This is a genomic window from Streptomyces sp. NPDC048191 (genome assembly GCF_040652655.1).
Taxonomy (GTDB): domain Bacteria; phylum Actinomycetota; class Actinomycetes; order Streptomycetales; family Streptomycetaceae; genus Streptomyces.
Genome location: NZ_JBEZMO010000024.1, coordinates 16,037 through 33,933 on the forward strand (window position 1 = coordinate 16,037; position 17,897 = coordinate 33,933).

Annotated in this window: 12 protein-coding genes; 4 read left to right on the plus strand and 8 right to left on the minus strand. The window is 73.7% G+C overall.

The genetic code is table 11. The features are described from left to right. Positions 1-155: 155 nt before the first annotated feature. Together AB0D93_RS30525 and glpK are read left to right on the plus strand one after the other, a co-directional pair. On the plus strand, positions 156-905 hold the full coding sequence (locus AB0D93_RS30525) for an MIP/aquaporin family protein (RefSeq protein ID WP_362126132.1): 750 nt from the start codon (positions 156-158) through the stop codon (positions 903-905). Positions 906-994: 89 nt separating this feature from the next. Then, positions 995-2,515, plus strand: coding sequence for a glycerol kinase GlpK (gene glpK, locus AB0D93_RS30530; protein WP_362126135.1), 1,521 nt, complete (start codon positions 995-997; stop codon positions 2,513-2,515). A gap of 83 nt (positions 2,516-2,598) precedes the next feature. Here glpK and AB0D93_RS30535 read toward each other — a convergent pair whose 3' ends face one another. From AB0D93_RS30535 to AB0D93_RS30550, 4 genes are all read right to left on the minus strand, one after another. Then, a complete protein-coding gene (locus tag AB0D93_RS30535; RefSeq protein WP_362126138.1) occupies positions 2,599-3,204 on the minus strand; it encodes an ATP/GTP-binding protein in 606 nt (201 codons plus the stop codon). A gap of 191 nt (positions 3,205-3,395) precedes the next feature. Further along, on the minus strand, positions 3,396-3,788 hold the full coding sequence (locus tag AB0D93_RS30540) for a DUF742 domain-containing protein (protein ID WP_362126141.1): 393 nt from the start codon (positions 3,786-3,788) through the stop codon (positions 3,396-3,398). A gap of 9 nt (positions 3,789-3,797) precedes the next feature. Beyond that, a complete protein-coding gene (locus tag AB0D93_RS30545) occupies positions 3,798-4,232 on the minus strand; it encodes a roadblock/LC7 domain-containing protein (RefSeq protein WP_362126144.1) in 435 nt (144 codons plus the stop codon). Next, the gene (locus tag AB0D93_RS30550) at positions 4,229-7,411 is read right to left on the minus strand and encodes a nitrate- and nitrite sensing domain-containing protein (protein WP_362126147.1); all 3,183 of its coding nucleotides are present in this window, start codon (positions 7,409-7,411) and stop codon (positions 4,229-4,231) included. The genes AB0D93_RS30545 and AB0D93_RS30550 overlap by 4 nt, the downstream gene beginning before the upstream one ends. A 421-nt stretch (positions 7,412-7,832) precedes the next feature. Between AB0D93_RS30550 and AB0D93_RS30555 the strand changes: the two genes are divergently transcribed. Then, on the plus strand, positions 7,833-8,363 hold the full coding sequence (locus AB0D93_RS30555) for a hypothetical protein (RefSeq protein WP_362126149.1): 531 nt from the start codon (positions 7,833-7,835) through the stop codon (positions 8,361-8,363). 18 nt (positions 8,364-8,381) lie between these two features. On the opposite strand, the gene AB0D93_RS30560 is transcribed toward AB0D93_RS30555, so the two are convergent. From AB0D93_RS30560 to AB0D93_RS30575, 4 genes are all read right to left on the minus strand, one after another. Further along, a complete protein-coding gene (locus AB0D93_RS30560) occupies positions 8,382-13,037 on the minus strand; it encodes a hypothetical protein (protein WP_362126152.1) in 4,656 nt (1,551 codons plus the stop codon). A 65-nt stretch (positions 13,038-13,102) separates the two neighbouring features. Beyond that, positions 13,103-13,981 (minus strand): hypothetical protein, encoded by an 879-nt coding sequence (locus AB0D93_RS30565; protein WP_362126155.1) that lies wholly within the window; start codon positions 13,979-13,981, stop codon positions 13,103-13,105. Positions 13,982-14,012: 31 nt separating this feature from the next. Next, the gene (locus tag AB0D93_RS30570) at positions 14,013-15,542 is read right to left on the minus strand and encodes a hypothetical protein (protein WP_362126158.1); all 1,530 of its coding nucleotides are present in this window, start codon (positions 15,540-15,542) and stop codon (positions 14,013-14,015) included. A 151-nt stretch (positions 15,543-15,693) separates the two neighbouring features. After that, positions 15,694-16,383: a GntR family transcriptional regulator gene (locus AB0D93_RS30575; protein ID WP_362126160.1), complete on the minus strand. Its 690-nt coding sequence runs from the start codon at positions 16,381-16,383 to the stop codon at positions 15,694-15,696. Between the two features lie 112 nt (positions 16,384-16,495). Here AB0D93_RS30575 and AB0D93_RS30580 point away from each other — a divergent pair, with 112 nt between their 5' ends. Beyond that, positions 16,496-17,335 carry a putative hydro-lyase gene (locus AB0D93_RS30580; RefSeq protein WP_362126163.1) on the plus strand — a complete coding sequence of 280 codons (840 nt, stop codon included), beginning with the start codon at positions 16,496-16,498 and terminating at the stop codon, positions 17,333-17,335. The last annotated feature ends 562 nt before the right edge of the window (positions 17,336-17,897 follow it).

Sequence of the window (17,897 nt, forward strand, 5' to 3'; positions counted from 1 at the left end):
CCCGTCCCTCCCCGGCGATGCGGCTGCGACGGCACGCTCGTCACGGACGCCGGGCGGGGCGCGGGCTCCCTGTTCCCGGCCGACGTCGCCAAGGGAACGGTCCTGCACGGACGGCCGGGGCTGAACCGCCCCCAATCGGCCCCAAGGGAGCCGCCATGAGCAACGGAGACATCTTCGTCGGCGAGGTCATCGGCACCGCGATCCTGATCCTGTTCGGTGCCGGTGTCTGCGCCGCCGTCACCCTCAGATACTCCAAGGCACGGGCCTCGGGCTGGGTCGTCATCGCGTTCGGCTGGGGCTTCGGCGTCCTGGCGGGCGCGTACACCGCCGCTCCCCTCTCCGGCGGTCAGCTCAACCCCGCGGTCACGCTCGGCATCGCCATCGACACCGGAAAATGGGGCAAGGTCTGGGTGTATCTGCTGGGCCAGTTCGTCGGAGCGATGCTCGGGGCCGTACTCACGTATCTGGTGTATCTCGCGCAGTTCCAGGCCAACACCCGCACGGAGGGCACCACCGAGGGAACGGCCGACGAGCCGGTGCCGACGCTCGGCATCTTCTCGACCATCCCGGAGATCCGGAACCCGCTCGCCAACCTCATCACGGAGATCATCGCGACCGTCGCGCTGGTGCTGCCGATCCTCGCGTTCGGGCTGACCAAGGGACTCGGTGAGTCCGGCACCACCGCGCTGATCGTGTCGCTGCTCGTGGTCGGCATCGGGCTCTCCCTCGGCGGGCCCACCGGCTATGCCATCAACCCGGCCCGCGACCTGGGCCCGCGGATCGTGCACACCTTCCTGCCCATCCCCAACAAGGGCAGCTCCGACTGGGGTTACGCCTGGATACCGGTCGTCGGTCCGCTGATCGGCGGAGCCCTCGCCGGCGGCCTCTACAACGTGGCCTTCTGATCACCCGCACGGCACTTCCGAACCCGTACGCAGTTCTCCCCGCGCGCCCGTTCGACCCGCGACCCGACCCAGCCACCCAGGGGACAGCCATGACGGACACCGCCGAGAAGTACGTCGCCGCCATCGACCAGGGCACCACGTCCAGCCGCTGCATCGTCTTCGACCACAACGGCGCGATCGTCGCCGTCGACCAGCGCGAGCACCGCCAGATCTTCCCCAAGCCGGGCTGGGTGGAGCACGACGCGACCGAGATCTGGTCCAAGGTGCAGGCCGTGGTGGCCGGAGCACTCGCCAAGGCCGGGCTGCGCGCCGACCAGCTCAGCGCGCTCGGCATCACCAACCAGCGCGAGACGACCGTCCTGTGGGACCGCGCCACCGGCAAGCCCGTGCACAACGCGATCGTCTGGCAGGACACCCGCACCGCCGCCCTGTGCACCGAACTGGGCGGCGCGGACGGCCAGGACCGCTTCCGCGAAGCGACCGGGCTGCCGCTGGCCAGCTACTTCTCCGGGCCCAAGGCCGCCTGGCTGCTGGACCACGTGCCCGGCCTCAGGGAGCGGGCCGAACGCGGCGAGATCGCCTTCGGAACCATCGACTCCTGGCTGATCTGGAACCTCACCGGCGGCACCGACGGCGGCCGGCACGTCACCGACGTCACCAACGCCGGACGCACCATGCTCATGAACCTGGACACCCTGCAGTGGGATCCCTCGATCCTGTCCGCCATGAACGTGCCCGAGGCGGTGCTGCCCGAGATCCGGTCCTCCGCCGAGGTGTACGGCACGGCGGTCGGACAGCTCGCCGGCGTGCCCGTGGCCTCCGCGCTGGGCGACCAGCAGGCCGCCGTCTTCGGGCAGGCCTGCTACGACGTGGGCACCGCGAAGAACACGTACGGCACCGGCAGCTTCCTGCTGCTGAACACCGGCAACCGGCCGGTGCCGTCCAAGAGCGGGCTGCTGACGACGATGGGCTACAAGATCGGCGGGGAGGCGCCGGTGTACTGCCTGGAGGGGTCCATAGCGATAACGGGCGCGCTGGTCCAGTGGTTCCGCGACCAGCTCGGCATCATCCGCGCGGCCGACGAGATCGAGACACTGGCGGCGAGCGTCGAGGACAACGGCGGCGCCTACATCGTGCCCGCGTTCTCCGGCCTGTTCGCGCCCTACTGGCGCTCCGACGCGCGCGGTGTCGTCACCGGCCTCACCCGGTACGTCACGAAGGCACATCTCGCGCGGGCGGTGCTGGAGGCGACGAGCTGGCAGACCCGGGAGGTCGTGGACGCCATGTACCAGGACTCGGGGGTGCGGATCACCACGTTGAAGGTCGACGGCGGCATGACGAAGAACAACCTGCTCATGCAGCACCAGGCGGACGTCCTCGGCGTCCCGGTGATCCGGCCCCGGGTGTCGGAGACGACCTGCCTGGGCGCCGCCTACGCGGCCGGCCTGGCGACGGGCGTGTGGAACGACCTGGACGAGCTGAAATCGCACTGGCAGCGGGACGCGGAGTGGACACCGGCGATGGCGGCGCCGGTACGCGACCGTGAGTACCGCAACTGGCGCAAGGCCGTGGAGAAGAGCCTCGGCTGGCTCGAGGAGGACGACGCGTGAAGGTGCGCGGCACGCGCGCGTGAGTGCTCCTCACCGGACCACGGCCCGTACCCCGGTCGGCGGGGGTACGGGCCGTGCCGTCGTCAGCCCAGAGCGGCCTGGCGGCGGTCGGCGGCGTGGTCCATCGCATGCTGGACCACGCCGATGAGCACCTCCTTGACCGATGCCCGGTCACGCGCGTCGCACAGCAGAACGGGTACGCCGTCGTCCAGATCGAGGGCCTGCCGGACGGTGTCGGCCGGGTAACGGGCCGCTCCCTCGAAACAGTTGACGCCGACCACGAAGGGGATGGAACGCCGCTCGAAGTAGTCGACGGCGGCGAAGCAGTCCTCCAGGCGGCGGGTGTCGGCGAGGACGACGGCGCCGAGCGCACCCTCGGACAGCTCGTCCCACATGAACCAGAACCGTTCCTGCCCGGGCGTGCCGAAGAGGTACAGCACCAGGTCCTCGCGCAGCGTGATCCGGCCGAAGTCCATGGCCACGGTGGTGGTGTGCTTGCCCTCCACACCGCTGGTGTCGTCGACCGGGCGCCCGGCCTCGGTGAGCAGTTCCTCGGTGCGCAGCGGCCTGATCTCGCTGACCGCGCCGACGAGGGTCGTCTTGCCCACGCCGAAGCCGCCGGCCACCAGGATCTTGAGCGTGACGGGCTCGACCGGGGGCTTGCCGCGCTCAGAACGCCCGAAGATCATCGGTCTCTTCTCCTGCTTGACTGTCCTGCTGGATGGGGTCGGGCGGCGGCCGGCCGTGACCGCCGCCGCCAAGGGTTTCCATGCCGTCGGACGGCGGACTCCCCGGGACGGCCCCTCGGCTGCCGAGCCCGGTGTCCCGGCCCGTGCGGCGGGTGCCGGCCCGTCACCTCAGTACTCCGTTCGCGCGCCGGTCACAGCGCCCGCAGTCCGTTGATCACGTCGCGCAGAATGCTCTCGTCCGGCAGTTCGGCCGGGGGCACCGGACGCGTGACATGGACGAGTTCCGCGTGCACCAGGTCGCCGATGAGGACCCGCACCACGCCGATGGGCAGGTCGAGTTCGGCGGCGAGTTCGGCGACCGACTGCGGTTCGCGGCAGAGCCCGACGATGTCCACGTGCTCCGGCGCCAGCGTCGGATCCCTCTCGGGGTCGCCCGCGTCGGACTCCGTGACGACCACCGCGATCAGGTCCAGCCGGTGCTGGGCCGGACTCGTCGTACGTCCGCGCGTCATGGCGTACGGACGCACGACCGGCCCGGCCTCGTCGTCGAACCAGTGGTTTGTTCCCTGACCGTCTCCGCTCATGTCATCCCACTACCCGCCCGCGGGCAGATCGGTGCGCGGGGCGGTGCCCAGATGCACGCCGACCCGCTTGACCAGGAGCGTCATCTCGTAGGCGACCTGTCCGACGTCGGAGTCGGCGTCGGACAGGACGGCGAGGCAGCTGCCGTCCCCGGCCGCGGTGACGAACAGGAAGGCGTCGTCCAGCTCGACCACCGTCTGCCGCACGCTACCCGCGTCGAAGTGCCGGCCCACGCCCTTGGCGAGGCTGTGGAAGCCGGAGGCGACGGCGGCCAGATGCTCGCTGTCCTCCCTGGTCAGGTCCTTGGACACACCCGTCGGCAGCCCGTCGCCGGACAGGACGACGGCCTTGCGGATGCTGGCGACCCGGTCGACCAGTTCGTCCAGGAGCCAGTTCAGCTCCCCCTTGTTCGTCTCCGTGTGGCCGGTCGCCTTCGGTGCGGTCATCGACCGTCCCCCTTAGTCGTTCCTTGTGCTGTGCCGTCGTGGGCGTCGTCGCCCGCGGCGTTCTCCCGCCGGCCGCGCTGCCAGCCGCGCTGGAGCGAGGCCATCCGGCTGCGGACCTCGTCGGCGTCGCGGTCGGCGGGCTGCGCCGCGCGCTCGGCGCGCCGCGCGGTGTCCTGCTTGAGCTGTGGGGCCAGGCTGGCCTGGCGCACGCGCCGGGGCAGGGAACCGGTGGCCCGTTCGGGGGCCGGGCCGGTGGGCAGTCCGGCGGCGGGGCGGGTGGGCAGTCCGGCGCCGGGGCCGGCGGCCGGGCCGGGCGGAGCCGTGTCGTTCGCGGGCGTGGCCTCGGCGCCGTAACGGTCCGGGGCGGTGCCCGGTCCGACCGCCTCGCCGCTGAACCGGGTCTCGTTGCCGGAGCGGGCCACAGCGTCCCCGAATCCGGAGGCCGCACCGGTGGGCCGGAGCCCGCCGCTGACGGGCTCCGCCCCGCCGTCACTGGAGCGGCCCCGCTCGCCGGCAGGCTCGACCGCGCCGGCCGCGAAACCGGACCCCTCACCCACAGGCTCCGCCGCGCCGCCACCCGAACGTCCACGCTCACCGGCCGGCCCGGCGGCACCGATCCCGAACCCGGCCTCCTCGCCGACAGGCTCCGCGGCGCCGTCGGCCGGGCGGCCCGGCGTGGTGGGGCCGTCGTCGGCGGGTGCTGCTCGCCGGGTGCGCCGGGGCAGGGCGGGGACGCCGGTGGGGGCGTCGGCGGAGGCCGGGTCCTGGCCCTCGACGCGGTCGGCGAGTTCGGGACGCCGGTCGGCAGTGCCGCGCCGGCGGGCGGGCAGCGGCGCCAGTCCGCCGGTCTCCGAGCGGCGGACGGCAGCGGAGGGCTGCTCGTCCGGTTCGTCGCGTCGAGTGCGCTGGTCGGTGACCGGCCTGCCGTGCGAGCTGACCAGTTTGGGGGCCTGCCGGCGCGGCAGCGGTATCGGACCGCGGTCGCCGTCGTCGCGTGACATGTGGTCGGCAGAGGGGGCGGGCAACTCGTCGTCGGCGCGGGGACGGCGCGGCCGGAACAGTCCTCCTCGCTCGCTGTCCTCGTCCGCGAGGACCCCAGGGAAGTCGTCGATGGCGTCGAGGTCCACGGGCGCCTCCAGCTCGACGGGGCCGTCCAGCAGCGAGGTCGGCAGCCCGGGCAGCTGCGCCGGCGCGGCGGACCGTCCGACGGCGCGGCCCGCCGCGCGTCCGCTTCCCTTCCCGGGGCGGTCCCGGTCGAGGCGGAAGCCGATGCCGTTCGTGTCCGGTACGTCGTCGCTCAACAGGGCGTCGGGGATGAAGACGACGGCGGTGGTGCCGCCGTAGGGCGACGGCTGGAGGGAGACCCGGACGTTCTGGCGCTGGGCGAGACGGCTGACCACGAACAGGCCGAGCCGGTCGGTGTCGGACAGTTCGAACTCGGGGGTCTCGGCGAGACGCAGGTTGGCGTCCAGGAGCGCCTCGGCCGTCATGCCGAGGCCCCGGTCGTGGATCTCCAGCGTGAAGCCGTTGGCGACGCGCTCGCCGAGCACCTGGACGGCGGTGTGCGGGGGCGAGAAGACCGTGGCGTTCTCCAGGAGTTCGGCCACGAGATGGGTGAGGTCGGCGACGGCCGGGCCGGTGACGGCGACCCGGGGCAGGCGCCGTACCTCGATGCGTTCGTAGTCCTCGACCTCGGCGACGGCCGCGCGCACGATGTCCATCAGCTGCACCGGGCGGCGCCACTGCCGGGAGGGTGCGGCGCCGGAGAGGATCACCAGGCCCTCGGCGTGCCGGCGCATACGGGTGGTGAGGTGGTCCAGGCGGAACAGGTCGGCGAGTTCGTCGGTGTCCTCGGTGCGGCGTTCCATGGTGTCGAGCAGGGTGAGCTGCTTGTGCAACAGCACCTGGCTGCGGCGGGCGAGGTTGACGAAGACCTCGGACACACCGGAGCGCAGTTCGGCCTGCTTGACGGCGGCCTCGACGGCGGCGCGCTGAAGGGTGTTGAGGGCCTGGCCGACCTCGCCCATCTCGTTCTTGTCGTACTCCAGGCGCGGTACCTCGGTCTCGACGTCGACCTGTTCACCGGCGGACAGGCGGCGCATCACGCTGGGCAGCCGGACGCCGGAGGCCTCGTGCGCCTCCAGGCGCAGCTTGCGCAGGTCGCGGACGAGGCCGCGGCCGATCCGGACGGACAGGACGATGGAGAGCACGAGCGCGACCAGGCCGAGGAGACCCGCGACGGCCGCCTGCAGGATGACGGTCATGGCCACGGGGCGGGTGCGGTCCTGGAAGCGGTCGCCCGCCTGGTCGTCCAGGGTGCCGAGTTCGTCCAGGACGCTCGCCGCGGTGGAGTCCCAGCTCCTGGCGGTGACGTCGCCGGGCGTGCCGGCGCCGGTGCCGATGACGGACTGTTCGGCCGTGCGCAGCGGGGCGGTGGTGGCGCCCTTCCAGAAGCGGTCGTAGCGGTCGCGCTCGGCGGCCGGCAGCAGCGGCAGGCTGATGTCGTACAGGAGGGCGCGCTGGGCGACGAGGTCGGAGATGTCGCGGGTCTCGTCGCGGGTCAGCCTGCCCACGACGAGGGAGGAGCCGACCAGGGCGTCCTCGCGGGAGAGCAACTCGCGCGCCCGGGTGACGTTGACCATCGCGCGGGCCTGCTTGTCCAGTTCGACGTCGTCCACGCCGTCGAGGGCGTCGAGCAGCGTGTAGCAGGGGTCGACGAGGCGGTTGTAGAGGGTGAAGGCCTGGGCGCGGTCGACCGTTCCGTGTTCGACGCCGCGTCGCAGGGAGCCGAGACCGTCGAAGGCGTTCAGGGCGGAGGTGAGGCGTCCGCTGTCGGTGTCGTCCATGGCGTCCACCACGTCGTGGTGCCCGGCGTTCCCGCGGATCCTGCCGATGGCCCGGTCGGTGGCCGTGCGGGTGCGCTGCAGCGCGGAGAGCGCGTCGACGGCGCGCGGGTCGGCGAGGTAGACGAGGGTCTGGCGGCGTTCCTGCTGCAGGGCGCGGACCGCGTCCTCGGTCGGATAGCCGACGTCCTTGGTGAGGTCGGTGGCGTGGAACAACCGGGCGACATCGCGCCCCGTGAGTACCGTCGCGAAGCCCCAGATGGCGGTCAGGGACACCAGCGGCACGAGAAGCAGCGCCACGATCTTCCGGCGGATCGACTTCCCGCGAAAGCGCATGGCCTCCCCCAGCTCGACCCCCGCCGGTCGGGGGTGCACATGTCGGTCAACAAACGGCGCGAGCCTACTACCGCCGCACACCCAACTCGAAGACATGTCCGGAGGGTGAACTTCCGCTCCGGCGACGAGACATGGCGAGTTGTCCGGTCATTGCGGGAGATTGCCACCGCGATCCGGGACCCGGCCCCGGGCCGGACCGCGAACTCGTGACCGGGCGGTTGGCTGGTTTTTTTCGCAGGACGGGAATCTTCGGACGATCTCGCGCGTCCTTCTCTACGGGAAATGGGGGCGGAATGGGCCACAGGAGCCGCATCCCGCACCCCGGCGGCGTAAATCAGCGCAAGCCGGGCAGCCACTGGGGAGCCGGAGTCTTGTGACACCGGGGGCGAGCGGTCTGTTGGCGGTGGGGAGTGACACGGTGATGGGCACGGCGGAGCGGCGCGAAGCGCCCGAGAAGAGTGCGGCGGGACACCGGACGGCGCGACGGGGCCCGCAGGCACCGGATCGCGACATTCCGGCGCAGCGGCGCGATGGGGAGTTCACCGGCGAACAGCCGCAGAGCTACCGGGCGTTGTGGATCGAGGAGCCCGCGAAACGGCACCCGATGCCGGATCCGGTGCGTACGGCGGCGGTCCGGGCGGTCCTGATCATCGCCGTGACGCTGATCCAGGCGATGGTCGCGTTCCTGTGCACCATGGCCGAGTCCTGGCTGGCCTTCCCCATGGTGATCAGCAGCGTGACGAGCACCGTGGTGGCCACCTGGGCGGTGGTCGACGTGTGGGTCACCCGCCAGGTGTGGAACCAGCGGTACGGCGTGATCTCCGAGCCGAGCAGCACGGCCCGCTCTCTCCGCCGGGAGCGGCGCGCCCGCCGGCGCGAGGAGCGCACGGCCCTGCGCGAGCAGGAGCGGATACGCCGGCGGGGCGGGGCCGGACAGCTGTCCCACCCCTGAGTTCCGCCTCGCTCGCCGCTACGGCGTGTTCGAGACCGGCTTCTTGAACATCCGGGTCGCGGTGATCTCGCTGTGCACCGCCTCTTCGGCCTGGGGCTGCTGCGGCAGTCCGGGCCGGAGGTGCTCCTCCACGCTGATGTACTTCAGGCCCGCCCTGAGGTCGGCGTCGTTGCGCAGGCGGATGACCAGGGGGAACTCGGCCAGGGCGGTCGTGTCGAACAGGCCGGTGGTGTACAGCAGCTGCACGCCGAGCGCGTCCGACACGGCACGCTGCAGCTCCAGCAGGTACGTGGCGTTGGCGCGACCGATCGGGTTGTCCAGGAACAGCGTGCCGGCGTGCCGGTGCTTGTCCCGGCCCCGGTCGTTCGAGCGGAGGGCGGCCATCGTGCAGTACAGGGCGATCGCGGCGGTGAGCAGCTGGCCGCCGGAGAAGACGTCGCCCATCTGGCCGACGGGGACGCGCTCGGCGCGCAGCACGGCGTCTGGCTTCAGGATTTCGACGGCCACGCCCTTCGGCTGAAGTGCGGCGGCGACTCCTCGCAGCAGCAGCGACATGCCGTCCCGGCGCAGGTCGGAGTTCTTCTTCACGGCCGCGCGCGTGGCCTCGTCGATGACCTCGCCGAGCCGTTCGGTGAGCGTGGCCTGGTCGGGTTCCTCGAAGCGGATGCGCAGGAACTCCTGCCCGGACCACTCCCCGAGGCCCTCGGGGAGGCGGGAGAGCCGCTGGGCGGAGCGCAGGGTGGCGAGGGCCGACTCGACCAGACCCCGCAGGCGGTCCACGATCGAGTCGCGATTGCGCTCCAGCTGGGCCAACTCATCGGTCAGGACCCGCAGTCGGGGCGCGAAGGCGTCCGCCCACTTCTGCGCGTGCTCCGGGAGCGCGGAGGCGGGCAGTTCGCGGATCTGCTGCCGGGCGGGGGTGCGGACCTGCTCGTAGCGGGTGGAGTTGGCGTGCCGGACGAGGACGTCGCTCGCCTCGCGCACGGCCGCCTCGGCGGCGGACAGGTCGGCGGCGCAGCCACGCAGCGAGCGGCGGGCCTCGGCCGCGGAGTGCCGGGCCTCCTCCAGGCCGCCGGGGTACGGCTCCGGCTCCTCCTGCTCCTCCTCGGGGGCCTGCTCGCGCAGCAGGTCGCGGAGCATCGCGGCGATCTCGTCGAAGCCGCCGGCGGCGTCCTCGGCGGCGCGGTGGGCCTCCAGCAGCTCCGCGTGTGCCTCCCGGGCCCCGGCCAGCGCCTCGGTGCGGGCGGCCAGTTCGCCCGTAGCGGTGCGCAGCAGGGCCTGGGCGTGCTCGGCGTCGCGGGGGACGAGTTGCTCGGGCAGCTCGGTGTGCGCCTCGCCGTCCTCGGGGGCGTGCCGCTCGGCCTCGCCGCGCAGCCGGCCGAGCTGCTCGCTCGCGCTGGACATGCGGGTCTCCAGGAGCTGGACCAGTTCCTCCGCGCGTGCGGCGGCGGCCTGCCGGGAGGGCCCGTCGGAGCCGTCGGGCGACTGGAGGAGCTGCTCGGCGCGGGTGCGGACCTTGTTGCTGAGCCGGTCCAGTTCGGCGCGGGCGGCGCTCTCGTCGCTCTCGGCACGGGCCTGCTCGGCGCGCAGGTCGGCGCCGACGCCGACCTTCTCGTACACCTGCGAGGCGGCTCGGTAGGCCTCGCGGAGGGCCGGCAGGGACGCCGTGGGGGCGGCCGCGTCCTCGACCGGTACGTCGTCGGGGGCTCCGGCGATCTCCGAGCGCTCGGCGCGCAGGGTGCGTGCCGTGCGCCGGGCGTCGTCGGCGGCGCGCTGGGCGGCGCGGCGGTCCTCGTCGGCGGCGCGGGCGCGCTCCAGGCAGGCCTGGGCACGGGCCTCGGACTCGGCGGCCTCGTCGGCGAGTTCGCGGAGTTTGACCTGCCAGCCGGCGCGCTCGCGGAGCCGGTAGGCGAGTCCGGCGAGGGCGTCGGCGGCGCGGCGGGCCTTCTGCGCGGTCTCCTGGCGCTCGTCGCGGACCCGGGTGGCCTCGGCGGCCGTCTCGTCGGCCTCCGCGCGCAGCGCGCGTGCCTCGGCCAGTTCGGCCTCGGCCTCCTCGGCGAACGCCCGGGTCTCCTCGGCGGTCCGGGCCAGCTCGGTGAGGCGGCCGGCGGGGCAGCCGGTACGCCAGGAGGCGAGCCGGGCGGCGAGTTCACGGTCCTTGCCGAGCCGGGCGGCGAGGGTGCGGATCTCCTCGTCGCGCTCGGTGGCCCGGGCGCGCAGGGCCTGCCGTTCCTCGTCGGCGGCGTGCTCGTCGTGCATGGCCGGGTTCGGCGGCACGAGGAAGACGTCGCCCGGAGTGCTGTCGGCGGCAGGCGGCGGGGCGAGCAGGGCGGCGGCCGTGCCCACGGCGACGGCGGAGCGGGGCAGCAGGGCGGCGTCGCCGAGCGCCTCGCGGGCACGCGCGTGGGTGTCCGGGTCGGTGATGATCACGCCGTCGACCAGCTCGGGCCGCGCGGCGAGCACGCGCGCGTGGTCGGCGGGGTCGACGGCCTGGGCGAGATAGCGCCAGCCGGGCAGTGCCGGGATGCCGTGCTCGCCGAGGAACTCCACCGTGGCCAGGACGTCCGGGCCCGGCGGCAGCAGTCCGCCGTCACCGAGCGCGCCGAGGATCCTGGAGTCGTCGGCGGCGGCGGTGCGCAGTTCGAAGAGGTGGCGTTCGGCGGCCGACACGGCCTCGTCGAGGAGTTCGCGCAACTCGTCCGCGAAACGGTCGAGTTCCTCGGGGGCGAGCGGGCCCTCGGCGGGGACGGCGGGGCCGGCCGTGGATCCCCCGTGCGTGTCGTCGTCCGTCTCCGTCCTCTGGGCGGGCACCCGCGCGCGGCCCGGCGCGCCCGGCAGGCTGAGCAGTTCCGCGAGCCGCTCCTCGGCGGCCAGGGACTCGGCGAGCCGCTGCTCGGCCTCGTAGGCCCGCTCGGCCGCCGTGGCGGCGTCCGCCGCGCGGGCCGCGGTCAGTTCCGCGCGGGACTCGGCGGAGGCCGCCTCGCGCGCCTGCTCGGTGACCTTGCGGGCGGCCTCGCGGGCCGTGTCCCAGGCGGCCACGGCGGTCTTCTCGGCGTCGCTGGCGGCGAGCGCCGCGCGGGCCGGGTCGGCGTCCGGGGCGCTGTCGTCGAGCCAGCCCGCACGGACGGCCTCGGCGGTCTCCTGCTCGACCTCGGTGAGACGCTGGCGCAGGTGCCCGGCCTCGCTGCGGGCGCGCTGTGCCTCGGTCGCGGCCGTGGTGGAGTCGCGGTAGGCGCAGTCGCCGGCCTCCTGGAGGGCGGCGGAGCGCTCCTCCTCCTCGTTGGCGAGGGTCTCCGCGCTCTCGGCGGCCGCGTGCAGGGCGCGTACGAGGTCCACGGCGGCCTTGGCGCGGGCGGCGAGCGCGGGCGCGGCGTCCCGCTCGGCCTCCTGGATGGCGGCGGACACGCGCGCGGCCCGGTCGGCGGCGGCCCGGTGCCGCAGCACGGCCTCGGCGGCCTGCCAGGCGGAGTGCAGGGTGCGGGCGTCGGCCAGCTCGCGCTTCTGCGCGGCGGCGGACTTCTCCGCGGCGGCGAGGGCCAGGGAGGCGTGCCGGTAGGCGAGTTCGGCGGCGATCAGGGCGCTGCGCTCGCGGGCGCCCTCGGAGTGGGTGACGGCGTAGGCGGCGGCCGTGACCCGCTGGGCGAGGTCGGCGGCCCGCACCCGCTCCCGCACCGCCCGCGCGGACAGCCGCCGGGCCAGGGTGCGGGTGCGGCGCTCGGCGCCGGCGTGGATGTCACGCGCGCGTGAGCGGGCCTCGGCGGCCTCGACGATCCGCCCGAGCAGGTCGGCCGACCCGGCGGTGAAGTCGCGTTCGGCGATCAGCTCGGCGCGCCGGCCCAGCTTGTTGCCGAAGCCACTGACCAGGTCGGCGAGGCCGTCGGTGTCGCGGGTGTCGGTGACGGCGCGCAGCAGCAGGTCGGTGAAGTCGGAGTCCTTCTTGACCGCGAAGAGCCCGGCCGCCTCGCCCTCGTCCGCGTTCATCTCCCGTTGGTAGCGGAAGAGTTCGGGGTCGAGGCCGAGGTCGCCGAGGTGCTCGATCCAGCGGTCGTGGATCTCCTCCCAGTGCACCTCCAGGTGCGGGTAGGCCTTGCCGGCCTCCGTCAGGGCGTCGCGGAAGCCCTTCATGGTGCGGCGCCTGCCCTGCGCGCCCGAGGCGCCCTCGACCGGCGGCCGTACGGCGGTGGACTCGGCGACGGGCAGATTGTCCAGGCTCAGGCCGGGCCCGGGCCGGAACGAGTACCACGCCTCGGCGAACTTCCGCGGGTCGTTGGAGACCTGCCGCCCGCGCCACTCGCTCACCTTGCCGACGACGACGCACTCGCCGGTCTGCACGTGCTGCCACTCCAGCGCCACGTGCCCGCAGTCGTCGGCGAGCAGGAACTTGCGCAGCACACCGGAGCTGGCGCCGCCGAGGGTGTTGCGGTGGCCCGGCAGCATCACCGAGAAGATCAGCTTGAGCAGCACGGACTTGCCGCCGCCGTTCTCCAGGAAGAGCACCCCGGCGGGCGCCGGCCGGCGCGGCGGGCCGGAGGGCTCCTCCTCGAAGAACTCCGCCTGCGTGGGCGCCGGGTCGGGCACGGGCTCGCCGACGCCCCGCAGGTCAAGCACGGTGTCGGCGTAGCGCGCACCGGCGGGACCGATGGAGTAGAGGCGGACCCGGGACAGCTCGTACATGGCGGACTCTCGTAAGTCTGGTGAAAGGTGCGGTGGTTCGGGGTTGTCCGAGGGGCTCGGTGCCCTCAGGAGTGGAACGGCAGCCCGGCGTCGGCCACCAGTTCCAGGTCCTCGGTGTCCTCGGCGGGCAGCAGGCTGGCCGTGCCGTCGGTGACCGGTACGACACCGAGCTCCAGCAGTTCGGCCATGGCGGCGCCGCCGGCCATGTCGCGGACCTGGAGCTGGTAGCGGGCCGTGGTGCGGTAGGTGCCGCCGCTGTCGTCGCCGGTGCGCTGCAGGAAGCCCGAGTCGGTGAGGAAGGCGAGGGCCTTGGCCACGATGCCGGTGGTGGAGGCGGCCGGGCGGCGGGCGTCCTTGGTGGCACCGGTGGCGCTGCGTCTGGCCCAGATCCGCCAGGCGGCCTCGAGGCCGGGGGCATCGGTCGCGGGGTCGGTGTTCTCGCCCAGTTCCCCGGCCCGCTCCTCCAGACGCCGGCAGGCCTGCCGTACGAAGGCGTCGACGCCGTTGACGGTGACGCGGCCGATGTAGGTGTCGTCGGCCAGGTCCTCCGGGCGCGGGAACGCCAGTGCGGCGGCGGCGAGATGGGCCAGCCCGTGCAGGAAGCGGTCACCGGAGTCGGCGGTGGTGCGACGCGCGTAGTCGCCCATGCGGACGGCGAACACCGAGTCCTCGGCGGCGGTGACGGCCATCCCGGCGCGCGGGGACACCTCCAGCACGACGAGGCCCAGGCCCGCGGCGACGGCGTCGGCGAGCCGCGCGAACGCCGGGTCCTCGCGGTACCGGCGCAGCAGCTCCGTGTACTCCTGGTCCCGTGCGGGCTGCAGCTTGGGCTGCAGCCCGAAGGCGACGAGCCGTGCCGCGTCGGCGGCGTCGGCGGGGGTGACGGCGGAACCGGCCGGCGCGGCGCCGGGCTCGGGCTCACTCCGGTCGACTTGCTCGGTCACGGTCGGCGCTCCTTGTCGCGCTGTTGCTCACTCATGCTGCTTCCGTCCTGTCCGCCGCCATCCCGGCCGCGTCCAGCAGGGCTGTCCCCACGATCAGGTCGGCACCGCCGAACTCGGGGTCGTCCAGTTCCGTGCCGTCGTCCACGGCGAACAGCAGTTTCTCCTCGCCCTGCCGGTAGGCGGTGCCGACGGCCGGGCTGGCCGCGTGGACCGCCAACAGGGCCACCAGATACGCCAGATCGGGGTCGCCGGTGCGCCGGGCCTCGGTGAGCAGACCCGACAGCCTGCGCGGCGCGTCGGCCGGAAGGTCCAGCAACTCCGTCGCGGCGGCCAGTTGCTCCTCGCTGAATCGGCTGTCGTCCGGCGTCGCGATCAGATCCGGCTCCGGCATCTCCGCGCCCAGATGCTCCCGCTCCACCGGCGGAGTCAGCAGTATGTCGACGAGATCGGCCACGCGGACGGACACCGGTGTCCGCAGCCCCGTGCCGTTCGCGAAGAAGGCGTCGGTGACCCGGATCGCCTGCTCCAGGGGCAACGGCAGCAAGGGGGCGAGGAGATGGCCGTACAGGTCCGTCCCGGACGTCGTCGTGGGCGTGGCGAAGGCCTGCCGGTCCTGCTCGGCGCGGAACAGCGGGCCCGCCTCCAGCAGCCGCGACTGGAGCTGGGTGTGCCGCCGGATGCAGTCCTTGACGATGTCGACGAGCTCGGCGGCACGGCGCTTGTGCTCGGGCTCCTCGGTCTCGTCGCGGGCCCTGCGGATGTTGGTGAGGATCGCGTTCTCGTGGCGGTAGCGGTCCGCCACGTGGTCCAGGGCCTCGGCGATCATGTCGGGCACCGTGCTGAGCCAGTCGACCGCGCGGACGTTGCGCCGGGTGGCCTCCAGGGCGCGGCGCAGCGTCTCCGAGTACTGCACCGTGCGGTAGCGGGCCTGCTCGGCGGCGAGCTGGGCGTCGGCCAGCCGGCCGCGGCTGATCAGCACCTCCAGCTTGACCTCGGCGGCGATCTGGGCGCTGGTGACGTCGGTGTCGAGGGCACCGACCAGGACGTTGACGGCCTCGTCCGTGGTGCGCAGATAGACCGTGCCGCCGGGGCCGGGGACCTCTTCGATCAGCTTGAAGTCGTAGTCCCGGCGGACGTACGTGCCGTCCGTCGCGAAGGTGCCGTAGACGGCGCGGAAGCCGCGGTCGACGCTGCCGACGTTGATCAGGTTCTCCAGGACCCAGCGGGCCACGCGCTCGTGCTCGGCGGTCGGCCGGTGCGGGGCCTGGGCGGCGATGCGCGGGACGAGGCGGGCCACGATCTGCTCGTGGTCGGCGCCGGTGTCGAAGTCCATGTTGAGCGTGACCAGGTCGATGGCGGCGAGGGCCACCTCGGCCATGCCGTACACCGAGTACTCACCGGCCAGGTTGGCCTTGCGCGCGTCGAGGTCGTGCAGCGGCGCGGTGCAGGCGAGGGCGCGCAGCCGACGCGCCAGTCCCTCGTCGGCGGCCGGGCCCGGAGCCGGGCGCGGCCCCGCGCTGAGCTGGGGCGGAACGCTGTCCGTCGATGCAGGCGAAGTCACGGTGCACAGACTAGGTCCTCGGTCTGACATCGACCCAAACGAGACGCTCCGCCGGTTTGCCCGACAGCGCAGGCGTTCGTCGTGGGGCTCGGGCCGGCCGTGGTCGGCCGCCCGCGCGGCGGAGCCGCCCATCGGTACGGCACCGTGCCCCCTACGGGGCGACGCGCCGCCGGTACACCTCCACGACTCGCTGCAGCGAGGCCGCGAGGTACGTCTCCAGCAGCCGCTCGGCCTCGCGCCGGTCGCCGTCCTGCAGCGCGCGCAGGATCTCGCGGTTGCGGGCGAGGTAGGGCTCGTGCAGCCGGCGCGGGTCGTCGACGACGTGGAAGGCGAGCCGCAGTTCGGCGAAGACGCTGCGCATCAGTTCGTCGGTGCGCTCGCTGCCGGCGAGGGCGACGAGTTCCCGGTGGAAGTGGATGTTGGCGGTGCCCAGCGCCTTCCAGTCGTGCTCCGCGGTGGCCCGCTCTCCCTCGGCCACCGCCGCGGCCACCTGGTCCAGGCGGTACGGCGGCTCGCCGAGGCCGCGGACGACGGCGCACTCGACCAGGGAGCGCGTGCGGTAGATGTCCTCGACGTCCTCGACGGTGAGGACCCGCACGAACACACCCCGGTTGAGTTCGTGGACCAGCAGCCGTTCGTGCGTGAGCAGCCGGAACGCCTCGCGCAGGGTGTTGCGGGAGACCCCGAGCGCCCCGCCGATGCCGTCCTCCGACAGCCGGGTTCCGGGTGGGAAGTACCCGTCGGCGATACGGCTCCGGAGGATGTCCGAAACCCGCTCCGCCGTGCTCGTGCGCCCCAGGAGCGCACGGTCGTCGGCCAGTGCCGTCAGCTGCTCTGCCATGCCGGGAATTCAATCGCACGTACCGGAACGAGACAACATGGGTATTGAAGGATCGTTGAACGATCCTCTACGGTGCTCGGGACGGCACTGCTCACCTTCTCCAGGAGCCGGCATGACGCGGACATCCCGTACCGAAGACCTGCCCGTCACCACCGTCGACGAGCACGCGCACGCGTGGAGCCCGGGAACCGCCCGGGCCCGCTTCAGGGAGGGCCTCTCGGGTCCCACGGCCGGGGTCGCGGCAGGCCACACGCAGGCCAACCTGATCTCGGTGCCCGCCGACTGGGCCTACGACATGCTGCTGTTCTGCCAGCGCAATCCCAAGCCGTGCCCCGTGCTCGACGTCACGGACGCCGGCTCCCCGGCGACCGTCCTGGCCGAGGGCGCCGACCTGCGCACCGACCTGCCGCGCTACAGGGTGTGGCAGGACGGCGAGCTGGTCGAGGAGCCCACCGATGTGCGTGCGCACTGGCGCGGCGACCTGGTGTCGTTCCTGCTCGGGTGCAGCTTCACCTTCGAGTGGGCGCTGGCCCGGGCGGGGGTGCCGATCCGGCACGTCGAGCAGGGCCGCAACGTACCGATGTACGTCACCACGCGTGCGTGCCGGGCGGCGGGCAGGCTGCGCGGGCCGATGGTGGTGTCCATGCGGCCGGTGCCGCCGGAGCACATCCGCGCCGCGATCCGGGAGAGCAGCCTGTTGCCGGCCGTGCACGGTGGTCCCGTGCACTGCGGGGACCCGGCGGCTCTCGGCATCGAGGATCTCGGGCGACCGGACTTCGGGGACCCCGTGACCCTGGCGCCCAGCGACATCCCGGTCTTCTGGGCCTGCGGGGTGACCCCGCAGGCAGCGGTGACCGCCTCCCGGCCGCCGTTCGCCATCACCCACGCCCCGGGCCAGATGTTCCTGACCGACGCCCGCGACGAGCAGTACCGGCTGATGGGCATCGTCTGAAGCCGCGGGGCCGCCCTCCTCCCGAACGGCGCTACCGGGCGGCCCACGTGCGCGTACCGGCCGCGCTGCCCTTCGGTGGGGTACGCGCGCGGGTTCGTACCGCTGGAAGGCGCGTCCGCGTACGCGGCATCCCGCGGGGAGACCGGCAACCGCGCCGGGCGGCCCACGCCGCACCGAGGAGGCCCGGTGCGGGCCCCGCCCGGTGAACCCCCGACGGGGCTGGACCTACGCGCTCCGATTCCCGACCGGGCGAAGGCCCGGCAGCCGCCGCCAGCGGCCCACGCCCGCCGCCCAACCCGCAACCGCCGGACGCCGCCCGGCCACGGTCCGACTCCCGACCAGGCGGAGGCCCGACGGCCGCCGCCAGCGGCCCGCGACCGCCGCCCATACGGGCCCGCGACCGCCGGACGCCGCCCGGCCACGGTCCGACTCCCGACCAGGCGAAGGCCCGGCAGCCGCCGACCATCGGGCCCACGCCCGCCGCCCATCGGGCCCGCGACCGCCGGACGCCTCCCGGTGCTACCCGGCGACCGCGGTGGTCCGTATGGCCTGCGTCCCGACG